Annotated in this window: 18 protein-coding genes; all 18 read right to left on the bottom strand. The window is 41.5% G+C overall.

All coding sequences use genetic code 11. The annotated features are described in order from the left end of the window. Nucleotides 1–18 precede the first annotated feature (18 nt). Nucleotides 19–276, bottom strand: coding sequence for a DUF896 family protein (locus FOA33_RS03070; protein WP_000377481.1), 258 nt, complete (start codon nt 274–276; stop codon nt 19–21). A gap of 44 nt (nt 277–320) precedes the next feature. Then, nucleotides 321–2,357 (bottom strand): glycine--tRNA ligase subunit beta, encoded by a 2,037-nt coding sequence (glyS, locus tag FOA33_RS03065; RefSeq protein ID WP_221160601.1) that lies wholly within the window; start codon nt 2,355–2,357, stop codon nt 321–323. Nucleotides 2,358–2,568: 211 nt separating this feature from the next. Next, a complete protein-coding gene (gene glyQ / locus FOA33_RS03060) occupies nt 2,569–3,486 on the bottom strand; it encodes a glycine--tRNA ligase subunit alpha (RefSeq protein ID WP_009729964.1) in 918 nt (305 codons plus the stop codon). A gap of 321 nt (nt 3,487–3,807) precedes the next feature. Further along, complete coding sequence (locus FOA33_RS03055; RefSeq protein WP_221160600.1) at nt 3,808–8,319, bottom strand: S8 family serine peptidase; 4,512 nt, start codon at nt 8,317–8,319, stop codon at nt 3,808–3,810. A gap of 288 nt (nt 8,320–8,607) precedes the next feature. Then, nucleotides 8,608–9,450, bottom strand: a complete 843-nt coding sequence (locus FOA33_RS03050; RefSeq protein WP_221160599.1) for an aldo/keto reductase — start codon at nt 9,448–9,450, stop codon at nt 8,608–8,610. Between the two features lie 80 nt (nt 9,451–9,530). Further along, on the bottom strand, nt 9,531–10,919 hold the full coding sequence (pgdA, locus tag FOA33_RS03045) for a peptidoglycan-N-acetylglucosamine deacetylase PgdA (protein ID WP_221160598.1): 1,389 nt from the start codon (nt 10,917–10,919) through the stop codon (nt 9,531–9,533). 104 nt (nt 10,920–11,023) lie between these two features. Then, the gene (gene ezrA, locus FOA33_RS03040; RefSeq protein WP_000064800.1) at nt 11,024–12,751 is read right to left on the bottom strand and encodes a septation ring formation regulator EzrA; all 1,728 of its coding nucleotides are present in this window, start codon (nt 12,749–12,751) and stop codon (nt 11,024–11,026) included. Nucleotides 12,752–12,831: 80 nt separating this feature from the next. Beyond that, on the bottom strand, nt 12,832–14,778 hold the full coding sequence (gene gyrB, locus FOA33_RS03035; protein ID WP_167266282.1) for a DNA topoisomerase (ATP-hydrolyzing) subunit B: 1,947 nt from the start codon (nt 14,776–14,778) through the stop codon (nt 12,832–12,834). A gap of 13 nt (nt 14,779–14,791) precedes the next feature. Further along, on the bottom strand, nt 14,792–15,355 hold the full coding sequence (locus tag FOA33_RS03030; RefSeq protein WP_279586244.1) for an HAD-IA family hydrolase: 564 nt from the start codon (nt 15,353–15,355) through the stop codon (nt 14,792–14,794). An 89-nt stretch (nt 15,356–15,444) separates the two neighbouring features. Beyond that, a complete protein-coding gene (locus FOA33_RS03025; protein ID WP_109289788.1) occupies nt 15,445–15,993 on the bottom strand; it encodes a DJ-1 family glyoxalase III in 549 nt (182 codons plus the stop codon). A 10-nt stretch (nt 15,994–16,003) separates the two neighbouring features. Continuing rightward, nucleotides 16,004–17,227, bottom strand: a complete 1,224-nt coding sequence (locus FOA33_RS03020; protein ID WP_221160597.1) for an FtsW/RodA/SpoVE family cell cycle protein — start codon at nt 17,225–17,227, stop codon at nt 16,004–16,006. Between the two features lie 5 nt (nt 17,228–17,232). Then, a complete protein-coding gene (locus FOA33_RS03015; RefSeq protein ID WP_398576459.1) occupies nt 17,233–19,722 on the bottom strand; it encodes a bifunctional DnaQ family exonuclease/ATP-dependent helicase in 2,490 nt (829 codons plus the stop codon). A gap of 199 nt (nt 19,723–19,921) precedes the next feature. Then, nucleotides 19,922–20,773 (bottom strand): NAD(P)H-hydrate dehydratase, encoded by an 852-nt coding sequence (locus FOA33_RS03010; RefSeq protein ID WP_221160595.1) that lies wholly within the window; start codon nt 20,771–20,773, stop codon nt 19,922–19,924. Nucleotides 20,774–20,828: 55 nt separating this feature from the next. Next, nucleotides 20,829–21,602 carry an HAD hydrolase family protein gene (locus FOA33_RS03005; protein ID WP_221160594.1) on the bottom strand — a complete coding sequence of 258 codons (774 nt, stop codon included), beginning with the start codon at nt 21,600–21,602 and terminating at the stop codon, nt 20,829–20,831. Nucleotides 21,603–21,606: 4 nt separating this feature from the next. Next, a complete protein-coding gene (locus FOA33_RS03000) occupies nt 21,607–22,464 on the bottom strand; it encodes a bifunctional methylenetetrahydrofolate dehydrogenase/methenyltetrahydrofolate cyclohydrolase (RefSeq protein WP_221160593.1) in 858 nt (285 codons plus the stop codon). 148 nt (nt 22,465–22,612) lie between these two features. Further along, entirely contained in the window at nt 22,613–22,933 is a 321-nt protein-coding gene (locus FOA33_RS02995) for a TfoX/Sxy family protein (protein ID WP_221160592.1), read from the bottom strand. Nucleotides 22,934–22,966: 33 nt separating this feature from the next. Next, on the bottom strand, nt 22,967–23,701 hold the full coding sequence (locus tag FOA33_RS02990; RefSeq protein WP_221160591.1) for an amino acid ABC transporter ATP-binding protein: 735 nt from the start codon (nt 23,699–23,701) through the stop codon (nt 22,967–22,969). Continuing rightward, nucleotides 23,701–24,384 (bottom strand): amino acid ABC transporter permease, encoded by a 684-nt coding sequence (locus FOA33_RS02985; protein WP_221160590.1) that lies wholly within the window; start codon nt 24,382–24,384, stop codon nt 23,701–23,703. Before FOA33_RS02985 ends, FOA33_RS02990 begins: the two co-directional genes overlap by 1 nt. Nucleotides 24,385–24,448: the final 64 nt, after the last annotated feature.

Raw genomic sequence — 24,448 nt, 5'->3', positions numbered from 1 at the left:
CTACAAACCCCTTTCATTTTATGAGTTAGGATCATCCAAACTACGACCATGTAAACCTTTTTCACGTTGCACTTGGCGTAGTTTTTCTGGCGTTACGTCATTTCCTTCCTCGTCCACAATTTTAATTCCTTCAATATGGTGACGAACAGCACGACGATAGCCTTCAATGTATTCCTCACGAAGTTTAGCTTGTTCCACTTTTTCAGCAGAAGTTAAGCCTTCTGTTTTTTTCTTTTTAGCGAGCTCGTTGATACGAGCGATTTTTTTTGAATCCATGTTTATCTCCTTTGTAAAAAGATACAGTTTGTTTAATAGAGAGTCTACTTGGTATTGATTTGGTTAAAGCGTGCAAGCTTAGCTGCTTTCTTGGTTAATTGCGACAAGATGGCCAATCGATTTTGACGAATATCTTGATCATCGGTCATTACCATAGTATTCTCAAAGAAAGCATCAATAATTGGGCTAAGCGCAAAGAGTTGTTCTAATTGCTGACTTGCAGTCCCTGATAAAACGAGTGACTCTACTGCTTCCGCCAAGGCTTTCTCTTCTTCATTTTCAAAAAGAGCAAAATCAACTGTTTCAGATCCTTCAGCTTTCTCAGCCAAGTTGAAAGCACGTGAGAGAGATTCGACAGATGATTTGAAGTTTTCTTCTTTGCTTGCTTCTACAAGAGCACTTACTGCTTCCAACATATCCGCCACGACAAAGTTCGAGCTTGCAAGGACTGCCTCCTTAATGTCTTTTGGAGTTGAACCCATCATCTTATCAACACGAGCCTTGATAAAGTCCATGACCTCTGCTTTATTTGTATAAGTCAAGCTGTCAAATTTCAAAGTGTAAAGGCTATCAATCAACTCATCCATAGCAATGTGCCAACCAAAAGCATCCAAAATACGAACTACACCTTGCGTTGCACGACGAAGGGCATAAGGGTCATTAGAACCTGATGGAATCAAGCCCACTGAGAAGAAACTCAAAATCGTATCCAATTTGTCTGCAATGGCTAGAATGGCTCCGATCTTGCTCTCTGGGAGAGCTCCGTCCGCTGATGTAGGCATGTAGTGTTCACGAATGGCAGCCGCAACTGCTGGAGTTTCCCCAGCAAGAAGGGCGTATTTCTCACCCATAATTCCTTGGAGTTCATCAAACTCACCAACCATCCCTGTCAACAAGTCAAACTTATAAATGGATGCTGCGCGGGCAAGATCAATCGTTTCATCCACTGATAAACCAGCTTTTTCCGCCAAAAGGACGGCAATCTGACCTGTACGAATCATGTGTTCACGAAGGGAACCAATCTTTTCATGGAAGGTCACCTGGTTCAATTTTTCAACAAGATCTGAAATGACCAATTTTTGGTCTTCACGCCAGAAGAATTCTCCGTCTTCCAAGCGGGCAACTAAGACTTTTTCATTACCCTTGATGACATTTTCCAAATACTCTGCGTTTCCATTACGGACTGAAATGAAGTTTGGCAAGAGTTTACCGTCTTGATCACGAACAACAAAGTAACGTTGGTGTTCCTTCATCGAAGTCACCAAAACTTCTTCTGGAACTTCAAGGTATTTGGCATCAAAACTTCCCATAAAGGCAGTTGGGTATTCAACCAAGTTCAAGACTTCGTTCAGCAAGTCAGCATCAATCTCGATACGTACACCATGTTTTGCCTCGATTTCTTTGATTTGGTCAACAATCATTTGCTCACGTTCACGAGGATCCACGATTACAAACTGTGCACGAAGGTCTTCTTCATAGCTCAATGCTGACTGAATCTTTGTTTCTTGTCCCAAGAAACGATGACCACGGCTCACACGACCACCCTTGATATCAAGGAAATCCAAATCAAACTCTTGCTCGTCCAAGAGAACTGTCAAAGTGTGTACAGGGCGGATATACTCAAAAGTGTTGTTAGCCCAGTGCATGCTGACAGGGAAAGTTAGGGATTTCAAGACATCCACGACACCAGGAACAATGTTCTCAACTGGTTGGCCCACTTCTTCCTTGGTAACATAGACATATTCTTCACCCTTGATTTCACGGAATTCAATATCTTCAACCGTCAAGCCTTTTCCACGGACAAATCCTTGAGCTGCTTTGGTGAAGTTTCCATCACTATCCAAGGCAATTTTCTTTGCTGGACCCTTGAAATCTTCTGTCAAATCAGATTGCTTGTCTGCAAGCCCAGTCACACGAACAGCCAAACGACGTGGTGTTGAGAAGGTTTGAATGGCTTCAAAGGACAGGCGGTTTTCCTTGAGGAAGGCTGCCATTTTTTCATCTAGTTGTTTTTCACTTGGAGTTACTACGTAGGCTGGTAACTCTTCAAGACCGAGTTCTACTAATAAGTTTTTTGTCATGTTTTTTCTCCGAAAAGTATCTTTTTATTTTCCAGTTTGCCTTATGTGATTGGCACGCAAGCAACCAACTTTGTTGTTTCATTGCTAAAATTGGAGCCGAAAGTCTCCAATTTTGCCTAGTATCCTCAGCTTCACTAAGGATACCTTCATCACTACAGCAACTGGCTCAAGGCTCACTCTGTTCGCCCATTTTCGTAAACTGTCACTCTCTTTATTCTGCGTCTTCTGCTAAGAGTTTAGCTCGTGTCGCCTCATCCAAAAGTGGGTAGCCTAGGCGTTTGCGTTCTGCGACAAAGGTTTTAGCTACGACACGGGCCAAGTTACGAATACGGGCGATATAGCCCGCACGCTCAGTTACAGATACGGCACCACGCGCATCCAGCAGGTTAAAGGTATGTGAACATTTGAGAACATAGTCATAGGCAGGGTGAACCAAGCCTTCTTCTAATGCACGACCAGCTTCTTTTTCAAACTTATCAAAGTTTTCCAGCAACATCTCTTGATCAGAAATTTCAAATGAATATTTTGAATGCTCGTACTCCGGCTGAATGAAGATTTCTCCGTATTTTACGCCATCAGCCCATTCGATATCATATACAGAATCCACTTCCTGAATATAAGAAGCCAAGCGTTCCAAACCATAGGTAACTTCCGCAGTCACAGGGCCAGTTGCCAATCCACCAACTTGTTGGAAATACGTGAACTGAGTGATTTCCATCCCATCAAGCCAAACTTCCCAACCAAGACCAGCTGAACCAGTTGATGGATTTTCCCAGTTGTCTTCAACGAAACGAATATCGTGTTCCAAAGGATTGATTCCCAATTTTTCCAAAGATTGAAGGTAAAGTTCTTGGATATTTGATGGAGAAGGCTTCATGACCACTTGGAATTGGTGGTGTTGGTAAAGACGGTTAGGATTTTCTCCATAACGACCGTCAGCAGGACGACGTGATGGCTCTACATAAGCCGCATTCCATGGCTCAGGTCCGATAGCACGAAGGAAAGTGTACGGACTCATGGTTCCCGCACCTTTTTCATTATCATAAGCCTGCATGAGCATACAACCTTGGTCATTCCAAAATTGTTGCAAAGTAAGGATGATTTCCTGGAAAGTCAATTTTTTAGACATTATTTACTCCTTTTTATAAATTCTTGTGACTTTGGATACAAAAAGAACCGTGTCTTTGCTCCTAAGTCTGTGACCTAGGGGCGTCAGAAACGCGGTTCCACCCTAATTTATTACTTCATTGTTTTTTAAAATACGACAGAAAGCGCCAGCTCCTTATTTTGCCCTACTTGGCTCCCACTATCCCAAGCTCGCTTGAAGAACGCCATAAGACTTTCTTTCCTAGCTAGTATTATAGCAAATTTTCTAGCTAGTGTAAACCAAAAATGAGTCTGAAAACAAAGTTCCAGACTCATTTATCAGTAAAGCTTCAGAAACTCCTGTTTAAGGATGTCTTCTTGCTTTTGGTTTTTTGCCATGCAGATTTCTCTTGGCTTGTTTCAAGACTGTAATGGCATCTTTGACATCTTCTTGGCTCGCTCCTGGATCATTAAGGAGTTCCTGAGCTTCTTTAAAGGCTAAAAGATAAGCTGCTTTTTCTTTCTTGTCTGCATAGATAAATCTCGCATTCTTTTCTTGGAAAAGGCGTTCATCCTTGACCAGTTTCTTCAAACTAGAGAAGTCTGTAGCCTTGCCATTCAGTTTACTTTTAGCTGTTGCAAGGGCAATGAGAGATTGGTCAATTTGATCCTGTTTGACTTTAGGATCCACAGCAAGTAAGGCGATTTCTTGGAAGGCACGATCATAAGCTCGACGTACTTTTTCCTTGGCATTAGCATATCGTCCAGTTTTAGTCGTTGCATAGTAAGCTTTCATAGCTTCTTTCAAGGCTGCCACGTTCGAATCTTTTCCATCCAAAGCCTTACCAGCAGCTTCAAGACTAGCGAGAACTCCATCAATCAATTCTTGTTTCAACTTGCTTGACAAGGCTGACCGCGCCACTTGGAAAGCTTGGTCATAAGCTTTTCTCTTATCTGCACTACTATTAAAGTAACGAGACGTTTCTACCAGTTCTTTTTGTTGATTTACCGCAGCAATCAAGGCTAACTTAGACACAACAGATAGGCGCAAAGCATTATTTCGACCTGGATGAACGAGCAAGGAAACGAGATTTTCAAGGAGTTCATATCCAGTCGGTAAGCCGATCTCTACAGTATAACGACCTGTAGCAACTTTCTTACCAAAGGCGTATTGACCGTATTTTTCAGCAGGAAGAGTGATACTTGTCCCATCTTCTCCTCTCAGAACCACTGTAGTTGTCTTTGGAACCGCCTGATTGAAGGAAACAGACACTGGTGCATATTCTAGGAGATTTGCTAGGAAGGTAATGGTTTGGAAACTATTTTCTTCCGTCAAGTCAAACTCTTGGGATAAGGCACTGATAAATTTCAATTCTGTTCGGTCATAACTGAAAATTTCTGCCGTATAATGACCAAATTGTAAGAAATGAATCGCTTTTGCCTTGTCAACATCGACATACTGTCCCTCGCTATTTTTAATTCGATAGACGTAGAGGGTATCAATATCTTGGTTTGTTTTCGCATCCTTCAAGGCGATTTTCACTCGACCACTATTTTGATCGCGCACAAGTTCAGCAAGCGAGATATAGTCTACATTTCCTGCATAGTCCTCAACAAGATAGTAAATATTAGCCTTGTCAACATCCTTAGGAAGTGTATAACTACCGTCAGCATTGGCCTTAATCAGATGGGTGTTCTCAAGCGCACGCGTTCCAGACTGGTCTTTCCCAGTTAGAACCATAGTCCCTTTTTGGTCAAATGGTGTGAGGTAGAAGACTTTTTCTGAAAGGATACCACCTTGACCAACGTCTTTTGGTTTTCGAGCTACAAATTCTTGGTTTCCATCTTTAAAGCGAATATAACCACTTGTGATGACAGGTTTTTGAGTATCAATTTGAATTTTAAAGGTCGTGTATTGTTCTTTTGCTCCTGGAACGTCTGGTGTATAACTGATAACATAGTCATATAAACCATCCGCAACGGTATTACCATTAAAATCCTGACCTCTCCAAGCAGTATTATCTAGAATATAACTCTTCAGATTTCTACTGTCTCCATCAAAATAATTCTTACGAAGATCCTTTGCATCGCCCTCCCAAATAGGATGTTCATGCTTGGTATCCGTAGCCGCATAAACTGTTGCACGAAGATTTACAAGATTTCTCAAAGCAACCGTTTTGTATTCAACCAGGTCTTTGTTTCCATCATCGTTTGGAGAAATGGCAATACGGACATTTCCTTTTTCGTCCAACTGAAGAACATGCTTACCTTCAGCATTTTGTTCAATCCCAAGAACGGTAATTCGGCGTCCTTGGCGTTGACCTTTAGAAACTAGAAGGTCATTTTGCAAGGTTACGAGATAGGTGGCATCATTAGAGTAGTTAACGGCAGGATTTTCCTTGTCTACTTCTGTGTAAAATCCATTTTTCCCTTCTCGAACAAGGTTGTAAATTGGTTTTTCGACAGCGGGGAGATTTTGGAATTCACCTCGGAAGCCCATAAATGCAAGACTCACAATATCCCCATCATCTGCTGGATCTACAAATCGAACAAAACCTTCAAGGAAATAGCCATTTGGCATTTGTTTGCTGAGTTCAGCAGCAAATTTTCGAGCATCCACTTTAACAGTGACTGTTTGACTGCTGTGGGCTTTGACCGTCACTTCAGGCCAGACTGTCTCCGTTAGTTTTCGAGGTCGAAGGGTGAATTTCCCATCTTGGACTTCGTCTGTATTGGTATTCACTACCATCTTGAGAGTACGATCAGTATCTGAAATATTGTGTACAGTGACCTTGAAAGTAAATTGATCTCCAACATTTCCTAATGTCACACTTGGGTAACCATTTTCACCCGTTACATAGAGATCTGTTGACACTGCAGCAGCTGTATCCACAATACCAGAACCTTGCTGACGAGGAGAGGTATAAGTGCCTGTATCCTTATTAACGTGTGGTTTTGCAGTTGACATGATCAAGGCCTTGACAGTCTCTGATACTTGCTCAGGAGTCAATTCTGGATGGTGTTTTTGAAGGTATTCCTTAACCAGAACTGCAACACCCGTAACGTGAGGAGCCGCCATACTGGTTCCGCTGATACTACCGTAGGTATTGTCATTAAAGGATGAGTAGATATTGCCGCCAGGAGCTGTCACGTCTGGTTTCAATTGTCCATCAGTAGTCACTCCCCAACTTGAAAAGTCAGATAACTGATTGGCTACATCAGAAGGGCGATTATCCATCTTGTCATTAAAAACAATCTTGTATTTTCCTGATTTTAAGGCTTCACCATACTGTTTAGAAATAAATACAGAAGGAATTTTCTTTGCTTCATCATCAATAGCCATATTGATGTTCGCTCCTTCTACATTATTGTAGATCAAGGCACCAACTGCACCATGTTTTCGTGCATTTTTGATTTTCTCTGAAAAGTTCATAGCTCCACGCTGAATGAGGGCAAGTTTTCCAGTTAAATCCAACTTCGCAAAGTCTTCTTCACGACCTAACCCTGCTTCGACATATTCATACTCTTTTCCTTTTTCAAAGTCCTTATCTGCCTCGGGTTGATTATAATCAAATTTTCCGTTATGAAGGCTGGCATTTCCCTCTAGACCTTTGACTTCAAAAACCGCTGTCGTCAATGTTTTATTGTTGACAGAAGCAACTGAAATCGAATCCTCAACAGTGGATGGATTTCCAACCAAGCCATAGTCTGGGTTTTCAGCTAGTGGTTTTGAATAACCATTTCCGAATGTATTGCTATTTCCTGCTGAGATAAGAACAGAAACTCCCTTGGCACGGGCACGTTTGATAGCATCCACGATATCAGAACCAGCATCCACCATAGAACCAGTGCTAGATCCCAAACTCATATTAATAGCATCTGCTCCCAAGGCAACTGCGTCATCAATCGCCTTTACATAAAGGGCAGAACTGGTCGTTTTTTGACGATCTGAAAAGACACGCATAAACATGACTTGGGCTTCTGGTGCCACACCATAGACCTTTTCACCATTTGGTGCTTCTTTATCAGGGTTTCCAGTAGCAATCCCTGTTACGTGCATCCCATGAGAAGTTCTTTCTGCTTCTTTGATCTTATCTGTTCCGTCAAAGTAGTCATAGGCATAGACAACCTTATCGCTATACCATTTACCGTAGTCGATTCCAGCAGCCTTTTTAGCTGCTTCGATGGCTTCCTTGTTTTTAAATTTTGCTTTTGACGGATCCGAAATTCGAAGAACCTCATGATTCAAATCAAGCCCTGAGTCAATTATGGCAACAACGGTCCCTGTCCCCTTGTAACCAGCCTTCCAAGTTTTCGGTACTGTGATGATATCATTGCTTGAAAGACTATTGGGTTTTGCAGATTCAGCATTTTGTTTTTCCTTTTCAGTAGTTGCTGTCTCGCCAGTAGTTTTAAGAGCTGTCGTTGCTGGAGCCTCTTTTTTCTCCAAGTCAGAAGCCTTCTCAGTAGCAGGCGCTGGACTGGTATCTACTGTTGTCTCTTTTTGGACGACACCTTGATTTTCTTCTTTTGCAACTGCGCTATCTTTTCCTGATTCTTGAGATTCGGCAGTTTTTTTAATCGGAGCTTCTTCCTTAGCATCTTGTTTGCTAATATCCTCTTTAAAAGTTTCAACTTCCTGTTTCTCTCCTGATACTGGCACAATCACATTCGTGTTGGCTTGGTCAGTCGAAGAATCTGAGTGCTTATCGTCTTTTATCTCTGTCTTGATTGCCTCAATTTGAGCTTGATTTTCACCTGTACTCTGCTCATTGGCATTAACTTGACTTGCTCCAAAAACCAAAGCAGTCCCCAGCAAAACTGAAGCAAGACCAAATTTGTATTTCCGTAATGAAAAACGTTGTCGTCTATCCATAAATAATCTCCTTTTTCTTTAAAGTATACCTATTATAACGCAAATAATCAAAAATTTTCACAAAAATCTGAATTGTCACAAAAATGTAATATTTGCGTATGTAATTCTCTTTGGCAATTTTATCATTCGTGTTATTTGTTTTATCAAACCAATATTTTCTGGATTCGTTCATTTATTTCAATTTCTAAAACTATTTTACTATACAAACAATCTAGACTTTTATACACAAAAAGACTAGGATTAAAAATTCCTAGTCTTTGTTATTTCGGTATAAATAGATTATACAAACTAAAAATCCATCTCATCCACACGTGGTGCGCCCGAAGTCACTGAAATTGTCTTTAAGACTTCTCGCTCGTCTTTGCTGAGTTCAATTCCAAAACAGTCAAGATTGCCCTGGATGCGAGAGGCTGTCACTGACTTAGGTAGAGGTAAAAATCCTTCTGCCAAACTCCAAGCCAAGGTGATTTGAGCCACTGACTTCCCATACTTAGCAGCAATCTCTTGGACTTCTTTCTGTTCAAACAACTCCCCTTGCCCAAAAGGTCCCCAAGCCTCTAGGAGAATGCTCTTCTCTCTACAGTAGTCAATCACTTCCTCTTGGTAAACTCCTGGAGCCAAGCGCACCTGATTGACTGTAGGAACAATTCTTGCTGTTTCAAGCAAAGCATCCAGATGCTTGGGAAGGAAATTACTAACTCCGATAGCACGGATTTTCCCTTCTTGGTACAAATCCTCCATCGCTCTCCAGACTTCAGCATTGCGGGTTTTCCATGCGTCATTTTCTCTTAAAGGTTTTGGATTTGGCCAATGAATGAGGTACAAATCTAGATAATCCAATCCCAGTTTTTCCATTGATTCTTCAAATGCTTGGCGAGTTTCATCATAGCTGTGATTGCTATTCCAAAGTTTAGTCGTTACAAAGATTTCTTGTCGTGGAATATCACTATCTCGAATAGCACGACCAACACTTCCCTCATTTTTATAGATAGCTGCAGTATCGATATGACGATAACCAGCCTTTAAGGCTTCTAAAACAGCTTGGTAGGCTACTTCTCCATTTTCAGCCTTCCATGTTCCAAATCCTAGTACAGGAATTGAAACTCCGTTATTAAGGGTATATGATTTCATCCTTTTTCCTTTCTATGTGAAGAAAATCTAAAGAAACAAATACTGATTACCAGAACTCTTGCTCCTTTAGATTTTGAAGATTATTGATCACGATCGTAATAGATCTCGTGAGCTTTCAAACGAGAATTGAGCAATTCGGGAACGGTCACAAATGTATACCCTTCACCCTTTAAATACTCAATGACACTTGGTAGAGAATTAACAGAAGGACCATGGATATCATGCATGAGAATGATAGAACCATTACGAACTTGGTGTTGAATCTCTGTCAAAATAGCAGCTTCATTCTTACTCTTCCAGTCTAAACTATCCACATCCCACATGATAAAACTCAAGTCAAGACTATTTCGAATATCATCAGTGATGGCACCATAAGGTGGGCGCATCAGTTTAGAGCTTGATCCTAAAACTTGAGTTAACAAATCTTCTGTATCAGTGATTTGCTTTTTAGCATCTTCGAGGGATAATTTAGAAAGGACAGGATGATCCCAGCTATGATTTCCCACAACATGGCCTTCCGATTTCATTCGTTTCAGAAGATTTTCATTTCCTGCGATGTTTTTTCCAAGTACAAAGAAGGTTGCCTTTACACCGTACTTAGCCAAGGTATCCAAAGCCTGTGGAGTTGTAGTCGGATTTGGACCATCATCAAAGGTCAAGGCTACAACCTTTTTATTTTTCTTAGCAAAGTAAGCTTGGTAGAGTTCCGCATCCTTTTCTAATAGATAAGAAGACTCAATGACATCAAAGAAACTGGATATTGGTAAAGCAATTTCTTCAACAGTCTCTTCAGAATTAGCAGGATAAAGGATGATTTGACTATCTTTATAATCAAAACTCCAAGATGATAAGTCCTGATCTGTGAAGTTTTTTACAACTTGATCAATTTTTGCCTGGTCAAGTTTCTTATCTTCTAGAGTTGATTTGACCTGACTCAGTAAGAGTTCCTTAGCCTTGCTTGCATCTTTAAAAAGTTTACTGAGGTCAAAATCTTTCCCATCTTCAGTCAAGAAAATTTTTCCTAAAGAAGTCTTTTCCTTTTCTTCAACCTTTGATACAGATAAATCGTAGACTTGCTTGCTAATATTACGAGCAACAACTCCCTTTAAGACAGGATCCAGCTGCTCAGTATAATAAAAGACCAGATCCTCTTTATCTTCTAGATTTTCTTTGATGTCTTGGTTGATTTTTTCTCTAATAGACGCAATGACTTCCTCTCCTTGCAGAGGGTAGTAGGCAATCACCTCAGCCTGCCCTTTTCGGAAATGGTCCCTCTGACTACCTGAGTTGAATTGCTGGTCCTTTTCGCTTTTTAGCGCTTCAATTTTTTGTTCATAAGATTGCTTTTGTAGAACCTTGTAGCCAATGGCACTTCCCAAAAGAATCATAGCGATTCCTAAGATCCCAACAAAGGAAAGCAATAACCTTCTCTTTTTATCGTGAGAAACACGGTTCATATTTTTCTTCATATTTCCATCATATCAAATCAAAGCTATTATTTCAATGATAAACAGGTAATCTAGCTCCATTTCAAAAAATAAAGAAAAAGCTTAGAGTTCTCTAAGCTTCTATTTTAAAAGCGAATTGCTTCACGTGTTTTTTCATATGAAGTTACAAAACGATTTGTAACTCCTGGTTCTGCAACTTCCAAGGCTTGAGAAATCTTCTCAAATGATGCCCGATAGTCAAACTCTTTCTCAAAAATTTCAAGTGCTTCGTTGAAAGCCTCTTGGATTCGTTCATCAAATGAACGATAGCGATTTGAGTATTGGAGAAGTTGCTCTGTCAAAGTCGCATACTGAACAATGTCGTATGTTTCTGTCTCAAGTACTGCCATATCATTCGTTGCAATTTCAAGAATTCGCTTAACAGATTCAATATTAACCTGCGGTTGTTCTAGCTCCGCCATCAAATCTTCTGTGTTATGACTTGCAGTAAAGAAGAGTTTCAAGAAACTTTGAGGGATTCCTGGTAAGTTTCGCTTCTCCATGTAACGTTTGATAGTGTGCAAACGATTCACATAGACATTTGCTTTTTGGCGAGCATTGAGGTCATCTTTTTCAATTTGCGCAAGTCGTTCGCTCACAGAAATTTGCTCATCTTCAATATCTTTGAGATTGCTTTGAAGCATTTCCAACTGTTCTTCAAGAACAGAATAGGCTTGAGCAGATTCTCTTTGGTCCTCTGTTACTTCTAAAATAGCGGTATCAAGTGCAGCTAATTCTTCTTGAAGTCGGCGGACATGATTCCCATCACTTTCTGGAAGAAGATAAGTTTTATTTAGTCGTTCAAGATCCTGAACAAGCACTTGGTTATTTTCCTTCAAGTGGTTGAGATAGGTTGGAAGTGTTGAGAGGAGATTCTCAACGACTTTTTGAGCCTCAATTTCACGAGTGAAAATATCATAAAGTGCGTTGATTTCTTCTTGAATGCGATTATTTTCATACTCTGCATTGTCCAACTCCAACTGGCGAATGTTTTCTTGATTATTCTTCAAAGATTCATGCAAAAGTTGGAAACGTGACTCAATATCTGTTTCAGTAAAGTGGTAATTGGCATCCAAAAGCTTACGATAGCCTTCTTCCAAATCTGCTAATTGGTCTGGTAATTCCTTTGTCAAGGTTTCAACAAGAGCTGGAATCCGATCAACAATATGCGTTAGAGCAAGAATATGATTTTCAGTATCATCTAAGATTGCTGCAGCTTCAACTGGGTCACCTGATGAGTTAAGGGTAACGAATTGAGAGAATTCCGATTGGATGTTTTCCAATTGTTTCTCAATCTCAGGAAGAGCTTTTCCATATTTCTCTGAATCTTCTGCAACGGTATGTTGAAGGGTTTCAAACAAGTCCAAAGCATGTAGGACACGACCACTGTTCTTAGATTCTTGCTTTTCGAGTTCAGAAAGGGCATTGCGAATAGCTGCAATATCCTCTTCAATCAAACTAATCTGGCTTTCAATTTGATCAATCTTGTGAGCTGCTTTAAAGAAACGGAAAGAATTATTGTAGTTTTCAGCTTCAAAGAGGTGATTTTCGATGTCTGCAAATGAGTTCAGAGATAAATCAACCCATTTTTGATTCCATTCACGAAAGGTTACCTGACTTTGACCAATTAAGTGCATATTTTTAACGGCTTCAACCTCATCATTTACAGGAAGGTTGTAGAGTTCTTCTTTTCTTTCTTCAAGGGCCGTTAATCTGCTTACATTACGCTTACGTAGAAAAATGGCTGTTACATAAGCTAAAATCAAAATGACCGCAATCGCAACCATTAGATAAATTAGTTGTCCATTAGACATATCAAACTCCTTTTATACTAGAAACAATCGTAATGATTATATCATATTTTTTAAACCAAGGGAACTATTTCCCACATTTTTTAGACGTCAAGTGTACTGTAAACAGCGTTTTCTTCGATAAATTCGCGACGAGGTTCTACCCGATCTCCCATCAACATATCAAAGATTCTATCTGCTTCAGCAGCATCATCTACTGAAACACGCGCCATCAAGCGATGTTCAGGATCCATGGTTGTTTCCCACAATTGGTGGTCATCCATTTCTCCCAACCCCTTATAACGTTGGATGGTTGGCTTTGAGCGCCCTTCACTATGACGTGCTAAGGCTTCTTGGAGTTTAATTTCTTGATCTGTACCTGGCTGAATGTATTCTTTGATCTCACTTCCAACTTTAACCCCATAAATCGGTGGTTGGGCAATATAAACATAACCAGCTTCTAGGATTGGTTTCATGTAGCGGTAAATCAAGGTTAGCAAGAGAGTTCGAATGTGGGCTCCATCGACATCGGCATCGGTCATCAAAACGAGTTTTTGGTAACGAGCCTTAGTAACATCAAATTCTGCGCCAAATCCTGTCCCCATGGCTGTGAAGAGACTCCGAATTTCTTCGTTAGCAAGAATTTTATCCATGCTAGCCTTTTCAACGTTCAAGATCTTACCACGAATTGGAAGGATAGCCTGGAACTCACGGTTACGACCAGATTTAGCTGATCCACCAGCCGAGTCTCCTTCGACGATGAAGAGTTCGGTTTCAGCAGGATTATTTGAAGAACAGTCTGCTAGTTTTCCTGGAAGATTGGAAATTTCCAAACCAGATTTCTTGCGCGTGACTTCACGCGCACGCTTGGCGGCCACACGAGCCTTGGCAGCCAAAACCCCTTTTTCCACGATGCGCTTAGCAATCTGTGGATTTTCCATGAGAAAATCAGAGAAGGCCTCGCTGAAGAGGCGATTGGTGATCTTAACTACTTCACTATTGCCCAGCTTAGTCTTGGTTTGTCCTTCAAACTGCGGATTTGGATGCTTAACTGAGATAACTGCAGTCAAGCCTTCGCGAACATCTTCCCCTGTTAGGTTGTCTTCATTGTCTTTTAGCAGCTTATTTTTGCGGGCATAATCATTGATAACACGCGTCAGTGCTGTACGGAAACCTTGCTCATGCGTTCCACCTTCATGGGTGTGAATATTATTGGCGAAACTCATGACATTTTCGTGGTAACCGGTTGTGTACTGCATGGCTACTTCAACAGTAATATCATCCATCTCACCATCTGTGTAGATTGGTGTGTCAAAGATAACATCCTTGTTCTCGTTGATATATTCAACGTAACTAGCAATCCCACCTTCATAGTGGTAATGCTTGCTTTGTTCGAGACCTTCACGCTTATCTGTGATGGAGATTCGAAGCCCCCGGTTCAAAAAGGCTAGTTCTTGAATGCGTTTATTTAATTTGTCAAAGTCAAAAGTTGTTGTTTCTGTAAAAATCTCTGGGTCCGGCGTGAAGTGAACTGTTGTTCCCGTTTTATCCGTATCTCCAACCACCTCAAGATCAGCAACGACATTCCCACGGTGGTATTCTTGATAATAAATTTTTCCGTTTTTATGAACCCGAACATCTAGTTGAGTTGAAAGGGCATTTACTACTGATGAACCCACACCGTGCAATCCACCTGATACCTTGTATCCGCCACCGCCGAATTTTCCTCCAGCGTGAAGAACAGTAAAGACGGTCTCAACGGCAGGACGTCCTGTCTTTTCCTGAATGTCAACAGGAATACCACGTCCATCATCCACAACGGTGATGGAATTATCTGGTTCAATAAGGACTTGGATATGACTGGCAAATCCTGCTAGGGCTTCATCAATTGAATTATCAACGATTTCCCAGACTAGATGGTGAAGGCCTTCTTTTGAAGTCGACCCAATATACATACCTGGACGCATACGAACGGCCTCCAACCCCTCCAAAACTTGAATTTGGCTGGCATCATAATCCTGTGCCTGTTGATTTTTGATTTCTTCTGTCATTTTTTCCCTTTTCTTACATGTCTATTGCTTGTCTCAGTGTCACAACGTTTTTAAAAAGATAGGCATCTAAGCCGGCAGCTTTCCCTGCTTCTACATCAATATTCCTGTCTCCAATGACCAAACCGGATGAGATATGATATTTATCACGTAAATAAATCATGGACTCAGGATCTGGTTTTCGTTTGAAACCGGAACTGGCAGTCACGACTTCTGTGAAATAGTCAGCTATCTGAGTCTTTGCAAGAAGTTCTAGAACTTGGTCATTTCGATGAGAAACTAAGAAATGACGGCCACCCTTGTCAGAAATGTCTTTGAGTAGTTCTGGAATCCCTTCAAACAAAACTGGATACTCTAGCTCACGCGCTTCATTATCTTTGTAGTTTTCTAAAAAATTCTCGATGTCTGGGGCAAACTTCTCAATGGCAAAAGCTGTCGAAACCTTTAAGGCTTCGTAAACACGGTCGTGTTCTTGCTCTATTCCGTATTGGGCTAAGGTCTCTACAAAGGCTGCTGTAGAAGTCTCATAATTATCCAATAGGGTACCACCTAAATCCCATATGTAGTCGTGATATTTCATACCCTTCATTATACCATTTTTTTATGAAAAAAGCGATGATTTCCTAGATTTTTCCAAGTAAAAACGAGAGCCGAACTCTCGTCTTACTGTTAATTTCCAAAGACATCTCGATAGAGCATGCCGACTCGTAAACTTTCAGCATCCCCTCCCAACTGCTCTACCAACTCATAGGCAAAGGCAAGTGCGGTTGACGGTCCTCGGCTAGTTGTTAGATTGCCATCCACAACCACTGTTTGCTTTTGATAAATTCCATCACTGATGTTCTCCTGAACACCGTCATAACAGGTGAAGCGCTTGTCTTTCAGGATACCTGCTTGATGGAGGGCGATTGGAGCTGCACAGATGGCAGCAATTTTCTTTCCTGCTTGATTAAAGGCTTTAATCTGTGAAATGAGGGCTTGATTATCCCGTAGGTGAGCTGAGCCTGGCATGCCACCTGGAAGAACGACCAAGTCATAGTCAGACAAATCACCATCAAAGATACGGTCGGCTTTTACCTGAATGTCATGCGATCCTGTCACCTGTTCTTCAAATCCTACCATATCACATGAAATGTTTGCTCGACGCAAGACATCAACTACTGTCAAGGCTTCAATTTCTTCAAAACCCTGGGCTAAAATAACTGCTACTTTTGCCATAGTGGCCTCCTTATTTGATTTGTTTTAGGACGACTTTCTTTCGTTTGAATGGAACTTTTCCACTTTTCTCCTCCGCTAGGTTGGTCTGGTAACTCATAGATAAGAGGAGACCGATACCAATGAGGTTGCTAATAATTGCGGAACCCCCTTGAGAGATGAAAGGCAGAGGAATCCCTGTCAAAGGAAGTAAGCCTGTCACGGCACCGATATTTTCAAAGATATGGAAAAGCAACATCATGATAAAACCAGTCGAAATGTAGGTGTAGAACTGGTTATTTGACCTGAGCGTAATCTTCAACATCCGGTAAATAAGAAGCAAGTACAAGGCAACGACAAAGACCGAACCAATAAAGCCAAAATCTTCAGCAATCACTGTAAAAATCATATCACTCTCACGTACTGGAATGAGGAGATTGGACACATTGAAACCTTGCCCAAACAAGCCACCACTTCCAATCGCAATTTGTCCCTGCGCCTGTTGGTAAGTCGTTGTTTGCGCGAAGTCAAAGGGATTGAGCCAAGCCAAGATGCGGTTGATCTGGTAGGTTGGCATCCCAATCTGATGCAAGAAGGCACGTCCATCCTTGCTTATAAAGATGGCCATGAAGCCTGCAACTGCAGTCACTCCTGTCGCAAAAACAGGAATGATAATCTTCCACGAAACACCTGAAAGGAGAACCATACCTGCAAAAATAGCTACAAAGACCAAGGCAGTCCCTAAGTCACTTTGTAGTGCTAAGAGGATCAAGACTGGGATGGTAAAGGCAATCATCCAAATAATCAGCAGGAAATCCAAAGGGATGGTTCGGCGCCACTCCTTGTGCTTTTGAGTGAATTGTACAATGACTCGAGCCAATATCAAGATGTAGGAAATCTTCATGAACTCAGATGGTTGAAAGAGTGTCGTTCCACCGATTGATACCCAGTTCTTGGCACCTGTTGACGCTACAAGATTTGGGTTGTAGAAAACAAGAGGGAGGACCATCAAAGCTAGCCCTAAACCATAAAGATAGGGAGTCACCTTCCATAAAAACTCGGTATTGAATAACATGACCACAAATCCAATGACAAGACCCAGGGCAATCCAAGCGATTTGCTGGCCTAGAATTGGAAAAACATTATTGGGATAGTCATGGCTAACTGCTATATAAATAGCCACTACTCCAATCACCAGTAGACAAAATACTGGTAGAAGAAGACTATAGTCGACTCGAGAGTCGAAGGAACGTTTCATATTTTTTACCTTTTCTCTTTCTTGGATTTTTCTTTCATTCTATTGCGACGGGATTGGAGAAAATCAGCTACAGCAGGCTCTATCTGTTCTCTAGAAAGAACCTGAACGGCCCTTTCTTTTGACAAGGTCTGGGCGATTTGTTTGCCATAGCGCTTGCTGACAACACGACTGTCTAAGATTACAGCAACCGAACCTTGGTTGGGCCGTCTAACAGTACGACCAAGGGCTTGTTTTAGCCGAATGATCGCCATCGGCAACTGATAATCATAGAAAGGATTTTTCCCTTCTTGACGCAGTTCTTGGTCTAACTTTTTGGTTAACGGCTCTTGGGGATTTTGGAAAGGCAATCTCGGAATCACTTGAATCACGCAAGAATGGGTTGAAAAATCAACTCCTTCCCATAAACTGCCTGTTCCAAGCAAGATCTGGCGTTCACCTTTTTCAAAACGTTTTTTCAGTTGACTTGGTTCCCCATTTTTATACTGAGCTAGATGCGGTTGGTCGAGCAGGTTCGAAACTGCCAGCAACATCTCTTTTGAAGTAAACAAAACCAATAAGGGTTCTTGAAAGGCTTGTAAACTTCGGATGACAGAAGCCACTTCACTAGCATAGTCAAAAGGTGAAACTTCTGTCACAAGAGGAAAGTCATTGACTAACAAGACTTCTTGTTGCTCCTGTTTTGCTACATTAAGCTTAACAAGTGGAGCATCTGGGAATCCCAGTAAATCTGCTAAGGAAACCCGATTGCTGATTTCAAGAGTAGCCGATACTCCTAGGAGCCTACAATCTTCTGGCAATAAATCTGCTAGTATAAAGCGGCCTTTTTTGCTTGAACAAATCAAGACATCCTTGCTCGATTTCTCTGCTGTAGCAAGCCAAAATTCACGGTCTGACCTAAAAAAGTTGGCAATTTCTCGATACTCTGGGAGAGCTAACTCCGAGAAATGCTGGCGCAACTCTTCAAGAGAATCCAACCACTTTCCATTCTTCAGACCTGACTGATAGTGCTCCATCAAGTAACGACATTCAAAACCTATACTCTCAAGCAAACGTTTCTGAACCAAATCTTCCTCTGACTCTATGGACTTATCAAGCTGGGTTACAAGTTCCTCAAGGCGATAAGCCTGCTGGGCTAGATTTTCGAGAGCTAGCAGCATTTTTTGAGCTTCATCCAAGATCAGCAAACGGTTATCGACAAACTCTGGATTGTCTTCCAAACGAGTGACCAGATAGGCATGATTAGTCAAGAGAACGCGACTGGTCTTGGCCTTTTCCTGCCCTCGTTTCCAAAAATCCTCTGTGGCAAATAAACTTTTCTTTGAAAGCTTGCCATCGTGGACTAGTTCTGGCAGAAAGTGCTGGTAGCGATAAAGCTGCCCGATTTCGTCCAAGTCACCTGTCTCTGACTCTGTTAGCCAGATGAGCAGTTGCATTTTAAAACGTGTGAAGAGGCGATTAGACTCCGGTCGATGGAGGACTTGATGAAAAGCATCCAATTTCAAGTAATTTTGAGGCCCCTTGAGACTATGAATCTCCAGATGGAAGACCTCTTTTAATCGCTGACCTTCTTCTTGCATGATTTGATTTTGAAGAATTTTGGTCGGAACACTCACTAAGATACCTGCTTGACTCTCCAAGTTCAAAGCTGGGAGGAGATAACCATAAGTCTTACCCAGTCCCGTTTGAGCTTGGATAAAGGAAGTCTGGTATTCTTCCAATAATTGCTCAACCTTCTCCGCAAATTCCAGCTGTTGTGGACGCTCCTCCAGCCCCAATAAAGAAATGTTTTTAGCAAAGTCTTTGGATAACTTTCGTGGGACTAAGGCTTTGCTTTCCTTTCTCAGGAAAAGCCCATGAAGTTCCATCAAGTCGGGCGAAGATAAGAGAGATTGTTGCTGGTAAACCTCCTCAATCACCAGATAACTTTCATAGAGAAGGTTGTCTGCAAGGTCTAACAAGCTTTCTAAGAGCCCTTTAGGTAGCTCAAAAAGTTTTTGACGCATGTAAAGCAAGAGTTCAGCTGTTGCCTGAGCATCTGACAGGGCAGTGTGGGCATGTTCCAGCTCAATTCCCAACTCTTGACAAAGGATACCTAAGTTATACTTTTCAAACTGAGGATACAGAACCTGGGCAAGCTCAACCGTATCCACCCGCGGTGTGCGCAATTCATATCCTTCAAAAAAGAGAAATTCCGCAAGAAGGTTGGCATCAAACTGTACATTGTGCGCAACAAAAATACCGTCCTTAACCAATTCAAAAATTTTTCCGGCCACCTGAGAAAACTCTGGTGCCGCAGCCAAGCGTTGATCGGTCAGACCCGTTAATTCTTTGATATGAGAATCCAAGGGTTCGTGGGGATTGACATCAGTCGCATACTGATCGATGATATCACCATTCTCAATCACCACAATGCCTACTTGAATAATTTTTGCCTTGCTTCCAGTGCTGGTCGCCTCTAAATCAACGACCACATACCGATCATTTCTCGCATTCATCATTAAAAATTATATCAAAAAAAGCATGATTTGACACCCCTCAACTTTGATAACAATCTCGCTTCCCTTTTGAGTTTGAGTAAAAATCAAGACTTTAAAAGAGAGAATTTCACGCAAGTTCAGCAGTTGGTCGCTGGTTCTGAGGTATTTGAAAACCTTATCAACAAACCTACATCAACATAAAAAGACAACAAAGGTATTAGCTGCCTTTTTGAGATATTTTTTTCATTGTTTTTGGGAGTAGCTTGCTAATCTCTGTTGGCAAAACAAGGTAGTTTTCTTGAGCAAGTTCTTGCGCGATAGCTGAATGAAGGTGGGTTGCTACTACTACGCGTTCATAGAGATTGACATGTGGAAACTGACCTGCAAAACCTGCAATCATCCCAGCCAAAGTATCTCCCATCCCACCAGTTGCTTGATAGGGGCCTCCAACCTGTAACTGATAATATTCAGGCTGACCGACTTGCCAGATACGAGTTGCCGGACCTTTCTCAACTAAAATCGTTCCTTGAGGAAAAGCAGAAAGAGCCCTAGTAGTCGCCTCTTTATTTTGATGGTCAAGAACTATACCAGACAGTCTTTCCCACTCCTTTTGGTGGGGGGTTAGGATAAGCTGACTAGAAGAAAATGGTAACTGGCCGTTTGCTAAGATGCCCAAAGCACCACCATCTGCAATCAAAATCTGGTCATTTCTGAGCTTATCAAAAACCCGTTTTACGAGTTTTTCTCCAAATGCATCCTCTCGCAAGCCCGGACCTATCAAGATAACTTCTGCCTTTTCCAACTGTTCTTTTAACAATTGCTGGTCTTGAAGAGAAAATGCCATGGCCTCAGGTAAATGACTGTGCAGAGCCGAAATGTTCTCCTTATCCGTGCCAACAGTCACCAACCCTGCCCCACTTTTGACAGCTGCAATGGCTGACATGATGATAGCTCCCCCATAAGGATAGGTCCCTCCCAGCAAGAGCAGACGTCCGTAATTTCCCTTATGGCTGTGACGAGAACGTTCAATAATGACTTTTTCTAATAAAGTTTGATCAATCACTTTCATCGTTTTTTCCTCTCACTCTATTATACTACAAAAGGAGGGGCAAACCTCCTTCTATCTATTTTCCCTTAAATTCCGCAAAGGTCTGTAAGATTTTAGCAGCAACTGCTGGAGAAGGAGCTCCTTTTAGCTCTAACGTGTCATCTGCATATGGAGTAAGACCAGCAAAATTTCCTATCTGGACTGAATAGAGCGACGTTTTAAATAGTTCAATATCGTTTTGGTCATTTCCCAAAGCGATGAAGTTCTCCCCACATAACTTTTCAACAGTTGTCGCCTTATGAGTATCCAAGGGATTAACATAAAGGCACTTTTCATGCGCATGATAGGAGAGATGAGCCTGTCCTAGTCTTTCTAGCTGACCAAGCAGATCATCAAGCAAATCCTCATGGTCGCCCATATAAACGACTACCTTAATCGGAGTACCCAAGTCCTCGAGTTTCTGATGACGAGCCACCTTTAGGGGATCCACACTAGAGATAAATGGAATCTTCTCCACAATCTGACCACTATAGTCAAAGCAATCATCTACAAAGAAAGGGAGATTATAGGTCTGGCAATAATCCACTAACGCCTGATAAACTCTAGCATCGAGATTTCTTTCGAAGACAGCCTTCCCCAAATGATAGGCTACACCACCATTCAAACCTATGACCAAGCGCTGACTGAGTTCAGAACCTAATAAGCCCAAACAATCCCGATAAGAGCGAGCTGAGGCAAATACAACCTCATGCCCATAATCTTCGGCCTTTAAAAGAACCTGCTTAATCTCCTCATCTATGGTCATATAGTCAAAAGACAGCGTCCCATCCAGATCAAATACGAATTTCATCTTCCTAGTCCTTGTTCAGCGTACGAAGGGCTGCCTGATAGGTTTGCTCCATCAGCATGGTAATGGTCATAGGACCAACTCCACCAGGTACAGGTGTGATGTAGCTGGCAAGTGGTGCAACGGCATCATAGTCAACATCTCCACAGAGCTTACCATTTTCATCTCGATTCATGCCGACATCGATGACAACTGCACCTGGTTTAACAAAGTCAGCATTCACAAACTTGGCGCGACCGATTGCAACCACCAGAATATCTGCCTTAGCAGCCACCTTGGCAAGATGATGGGTGCGTGAGTGGGTCAAGGTCACTGTTGCATTCTTAGCCAAAAGAAGCTGAGCCATTGGTTTCCCAACGATATTGGAACGACCGATAACAACCGCATTTTTACCTTCTAGATCAATCCCATACTCATGAAACATCTCCATAATTCCTGCAGGTGTCGAAGGAATCATAACTGGATGACCAGACCAGAGGCGACCCATGTTTAGCGGATGGAAACCATCCACGTCTTTTTCGGGGTCAATGGCTAATAAAACTGCCTCTTCATCAATATGTTTTGGTAAAGGTAACTGGACCAAAATCCCATGCCAAGCTGGATCTTGATTGTATTTGGAAATCAAGTCCAACAATTCCGCTTGGGTAATGGTCTCTGGAACTCGCACTACTTCACTACGGAAGCCAGCAGCGAGAGCTGAGCGTTCCTTGTTGCGAACGTAGACTTGGCTGGCTGGATTATCTCCAACCAAAATCACCACCAAGCCTGGAACTAAACCTGTTTCTTCTTTTAGTTTGGCCGTCTTTTCAGTCAACTGTCCTTGTAACTTAGCCGCAAGAGCCTTCCCATCAATAATCTGTGCCATATCTCTTCTCTTTTCTATCAGATATCCTCTATTATAACAAAAAATACCTTGTCATTCTAACACTTCTTGACTAATGGACCTTATAGTCAAAAACTATAAGAAAAAGCCCTTATCGAGCTTTTATGCCTATTTATATTAGATTAATCTATCATGTTTTCTTTTTTACTTTTGGAGTCGGTAAGACTTCATACATATCCTTGATTAGTTTCGCTAGAAATGACTTATCTTCAAGATCTTCTATCAAAATCATCTCCTTAGCTCCTTCATAAGGACGTTCAAGCCTAGTCTGTCCCAGTTGATCCATGACCACCTTCACAGGCTTCAGTAACAAACGATTATCATAGATTCCACCAATGATTTTCCCACGATAATAAAGGATATACTCACCCATCATTTGACGATAACTCATCTCTTCTAACTCCGAAAACTGATCGAGAATAAAATCTAAATATTCTTTACTGGAAGCCATGATGCCTACTCCCCTTCTTCTAAAAATGAGGTTTTACAAAACCTTACTCAAAAATTCCTTGGTCCGTTGTTCTTTCGTTTGATCGAAAATCTCTTCTGGTGTTCCATCTTCGACAACAACCCCATCCGCCATAAAGATAACACGGTCTGCTACCTCACGCGCAAAGCCCATTTCATGAGTCACAATCACCATAGTCATCCCTGATTTAGCGAGGTCTTGCATAACAGCTAGGACTTCTCCAACCATCTCAGGGTCCAGGGCTGAAGTCGGTTCATCAAAGAGCAAAACATCTGGTTCCATAGCCAGTCCACGTGCAATAGCAATCCGTTGTTGCTGGCCACCTGACAAACTCTGTGGATAGGCTGTCGCCTTATCTGGCAAGCCAACTTTTTCTAATAGTTCCTGCGCTCTCTTCTCCGCAACTCCCTTGCTTTCACCTTTAGTTTTGATTGGGGACAAAGTGATATTTTCCATGACCGTCATATTGGGAAAAAGGTTGAATTGTTGGAACACCATGCCCATCTTTTCACGCATGGCAAAAAGGTCATTCTTCTTGTCCGTAATATCGACACCTTCAAAGATAACCTTGCCTTTACTTGCTTCTTCAAGGAGATTCATCGAACGAAGTAGAGTTGACTTTCCGCTACCTGACGGACCGATAATGACCACAACTTCTCCTCGTTTAATCTCAAGATTGATGCCTTTTAAAACTTCATTTTTCCCAAAAGACTTATGTAGTTCTTTAATTTTAATCAAGATTTCTGTCATTATTTCTTGTCTCCTTGTCCAATATGTTTTTCAAATGCTTTCAACGCCACTGTCAAAATAGAAGTCATAATCAAGTAGTAAAAGGCTGCAAATAAAAGAGGAGTCAAGGGTAAATAAGTTGTTGTCGCTACTGTCGTTGCACCATTCCACAACTCCATTACCCCAATCGCTGACAAGAGGGAACTATCCTTGATAATGGTGATAAATTCATTTCCCAGAGCTGGAAGAATATTCTTGATAGCTTGTGGCAAAATGACATAACGCATGGCATTTTTCGGACGAATACCGAGAGAATATGCGGCCTCTAACTGCCCTTTAGGAACCGCATTGATCCCCGCACGAACAGTTTCTGAAACGTAAGCTCCACTATTCATAGAAATAATCAGAATACCAGGAATCAAACGAGACAAATCAACACCCAAAATCCCAACCTGAATAGTCGGAGCATTGATATGCATAAGAGCAAAGGCAATCATAATCTGAACCATCATCGGAGTTCCACGGAAGATCCAAACATACACATTTGCAAACCAAACGAGCGGTTTAAAGCGTGATCGCTGAGCAAAGGCCAATAATACACCTATAATAGTTCCTAAGCAGACAACAAAGATGGAAATTAACACGGTAATCAGAGCACCATAGTTAAAATATGGTAAATACTTTGGTAAAAAAGAAAAATTCATATTCAATCAACTTTCTATATATTAGATTGTATTATTATAACATGAATTGAATTAAAATGCAATC

The organism is Streptococcus cristatus (assembly GCF_019685515.1).
Lineage (GTDB): Bacteria > Bacillota > Bacilli > Lactobacillales > Streptococcaceae > Streptococcus.
This window is presented reverse-complemented; position numbering and strand designations above follow the sequence as displayed.

Bases quoted from the DNA above. Each gene is read 5' to 3' on its own strand.
- FOA33_RS03070 (WP_000377481.1), bottom strand. From the start codon at position 276: ATGGATTCAAAAAAAATCGCTCGTATCAACGAGCTCGCTAAAAAGAAA.
- FOA33_RS02995 (WP_221160592.1), bottom strand. From the start codon at position 22,933: ATGGCTTCCAGTAAAGAATATTTAGATTTTATTCTCGATCAGTTTTCG.
- pgdA (WP_221160598.1), bottom strand. From the start codon at position 10,919: ATGAAGAAAAATATGAACCGTGTTTCTCACGATAAAAAGAGAAGGTTA.
- FOA33_RS03005 (WP_221160594.1), bottom strand. From the start codon at position 21,602: ATGAAATTCGTATTTGATCTGGATGGGACGCTGTCTTTTGACTATATG.
- FOA33_RS03025 (WP_109289788.1), bottom strand. From the start codon at position 15,993: ATGGCAAAAGTAGCAGTTATTTTAGCCCAGGGTTTTGAAGAAATTGAA.
- FOA33_RS03030 (WP_279586244.1), bottom strand. From the start codon at position 15,355: ATGAAATATCACGACTACATATGGGATTTAGGTGGTACCCTATTGGAT.
- FOA33_RS03055 (WP_221160600.1), bottom strand. From the start codon at position 8,319: ATGGATAGACGACAACGTTTTTCATTACGGAAATACAAATTTGGTCTT.
- FOA33_RS03000 (WP_221160593.1), bottom strand. From the start codon at position 22,464: ATGGCACAGATTATTGATGGGAAGGCTCTTGCGGCTAAGTTACAAGGA.
- glyS (WP_221160601.1), bottom strand. From the start codon at position 2,357: ATGACAAAAAACTTATTAGTAGAACTCGGTCTTGAAGAGTTACCAGCC.
- FOA33_RS03050 (WP_221160599.1), bottom strand. From the start codon at position 9,450: ATGAAATCATATACCCTTAATAACGGAGTTTCAATTCCTGTACTAGGA.
- gyrB (WP_167266282.1), bottom strand. From the start codon at position 14,778: ATGACAGAAGAAATCAAAAATCAACAGGCACAGGATTATGATGCCAGC.
- FOA33_RS03010 (WP_221160595.1), bottom strand. From the start codon at position 20,773: ATGAAAGTGATTGATCAAACTTTATTAGAAAAAGTCATTATTGAACGT.
- glyQ (WP_009729964.1), bottom strand. From the start codon at position 3,486: ATGTCTAAAAAATTGACTTTCCAGGAAATCATCCTTACTTTGCAACAA.
- ezrA (WP_000064800.1), bottom strand. From the start codon at position 12,751: ATGTCTAATGGACAACTAATTTATCTAATGGTTGCGATTGCGGTCATT.
- FOA33_RS02990 (WP_221160591.1), bottom strand. From the start codon at position 23,701: ATGACAGAAATCTTGATTAAAATTAAAGAACTACATAAGTCTTTTGGG.
- FOA33_RS02985 (WP_221160590.1), bottom strand. From the start codon at position 24,384: ATGAATTTTTCTTTTTTACCAAAGTATTTACCATATTTTAACTATGGT.
- FOA33_RS03015 (WP_398576459.1), bottom strand. From the start codon at position 19,722: ATGAATGCGAGAAATGATCGGTATGTGGTCGTTGATTTAGAGGCGACC.
- FOA33_RS03020 (WP_221160597.1), bottom strand. From the start codon at position 17,227: ATGAAACGTTCCTTCGACTCTCGAGTCGACTATAGTCTTCTTCTACCA.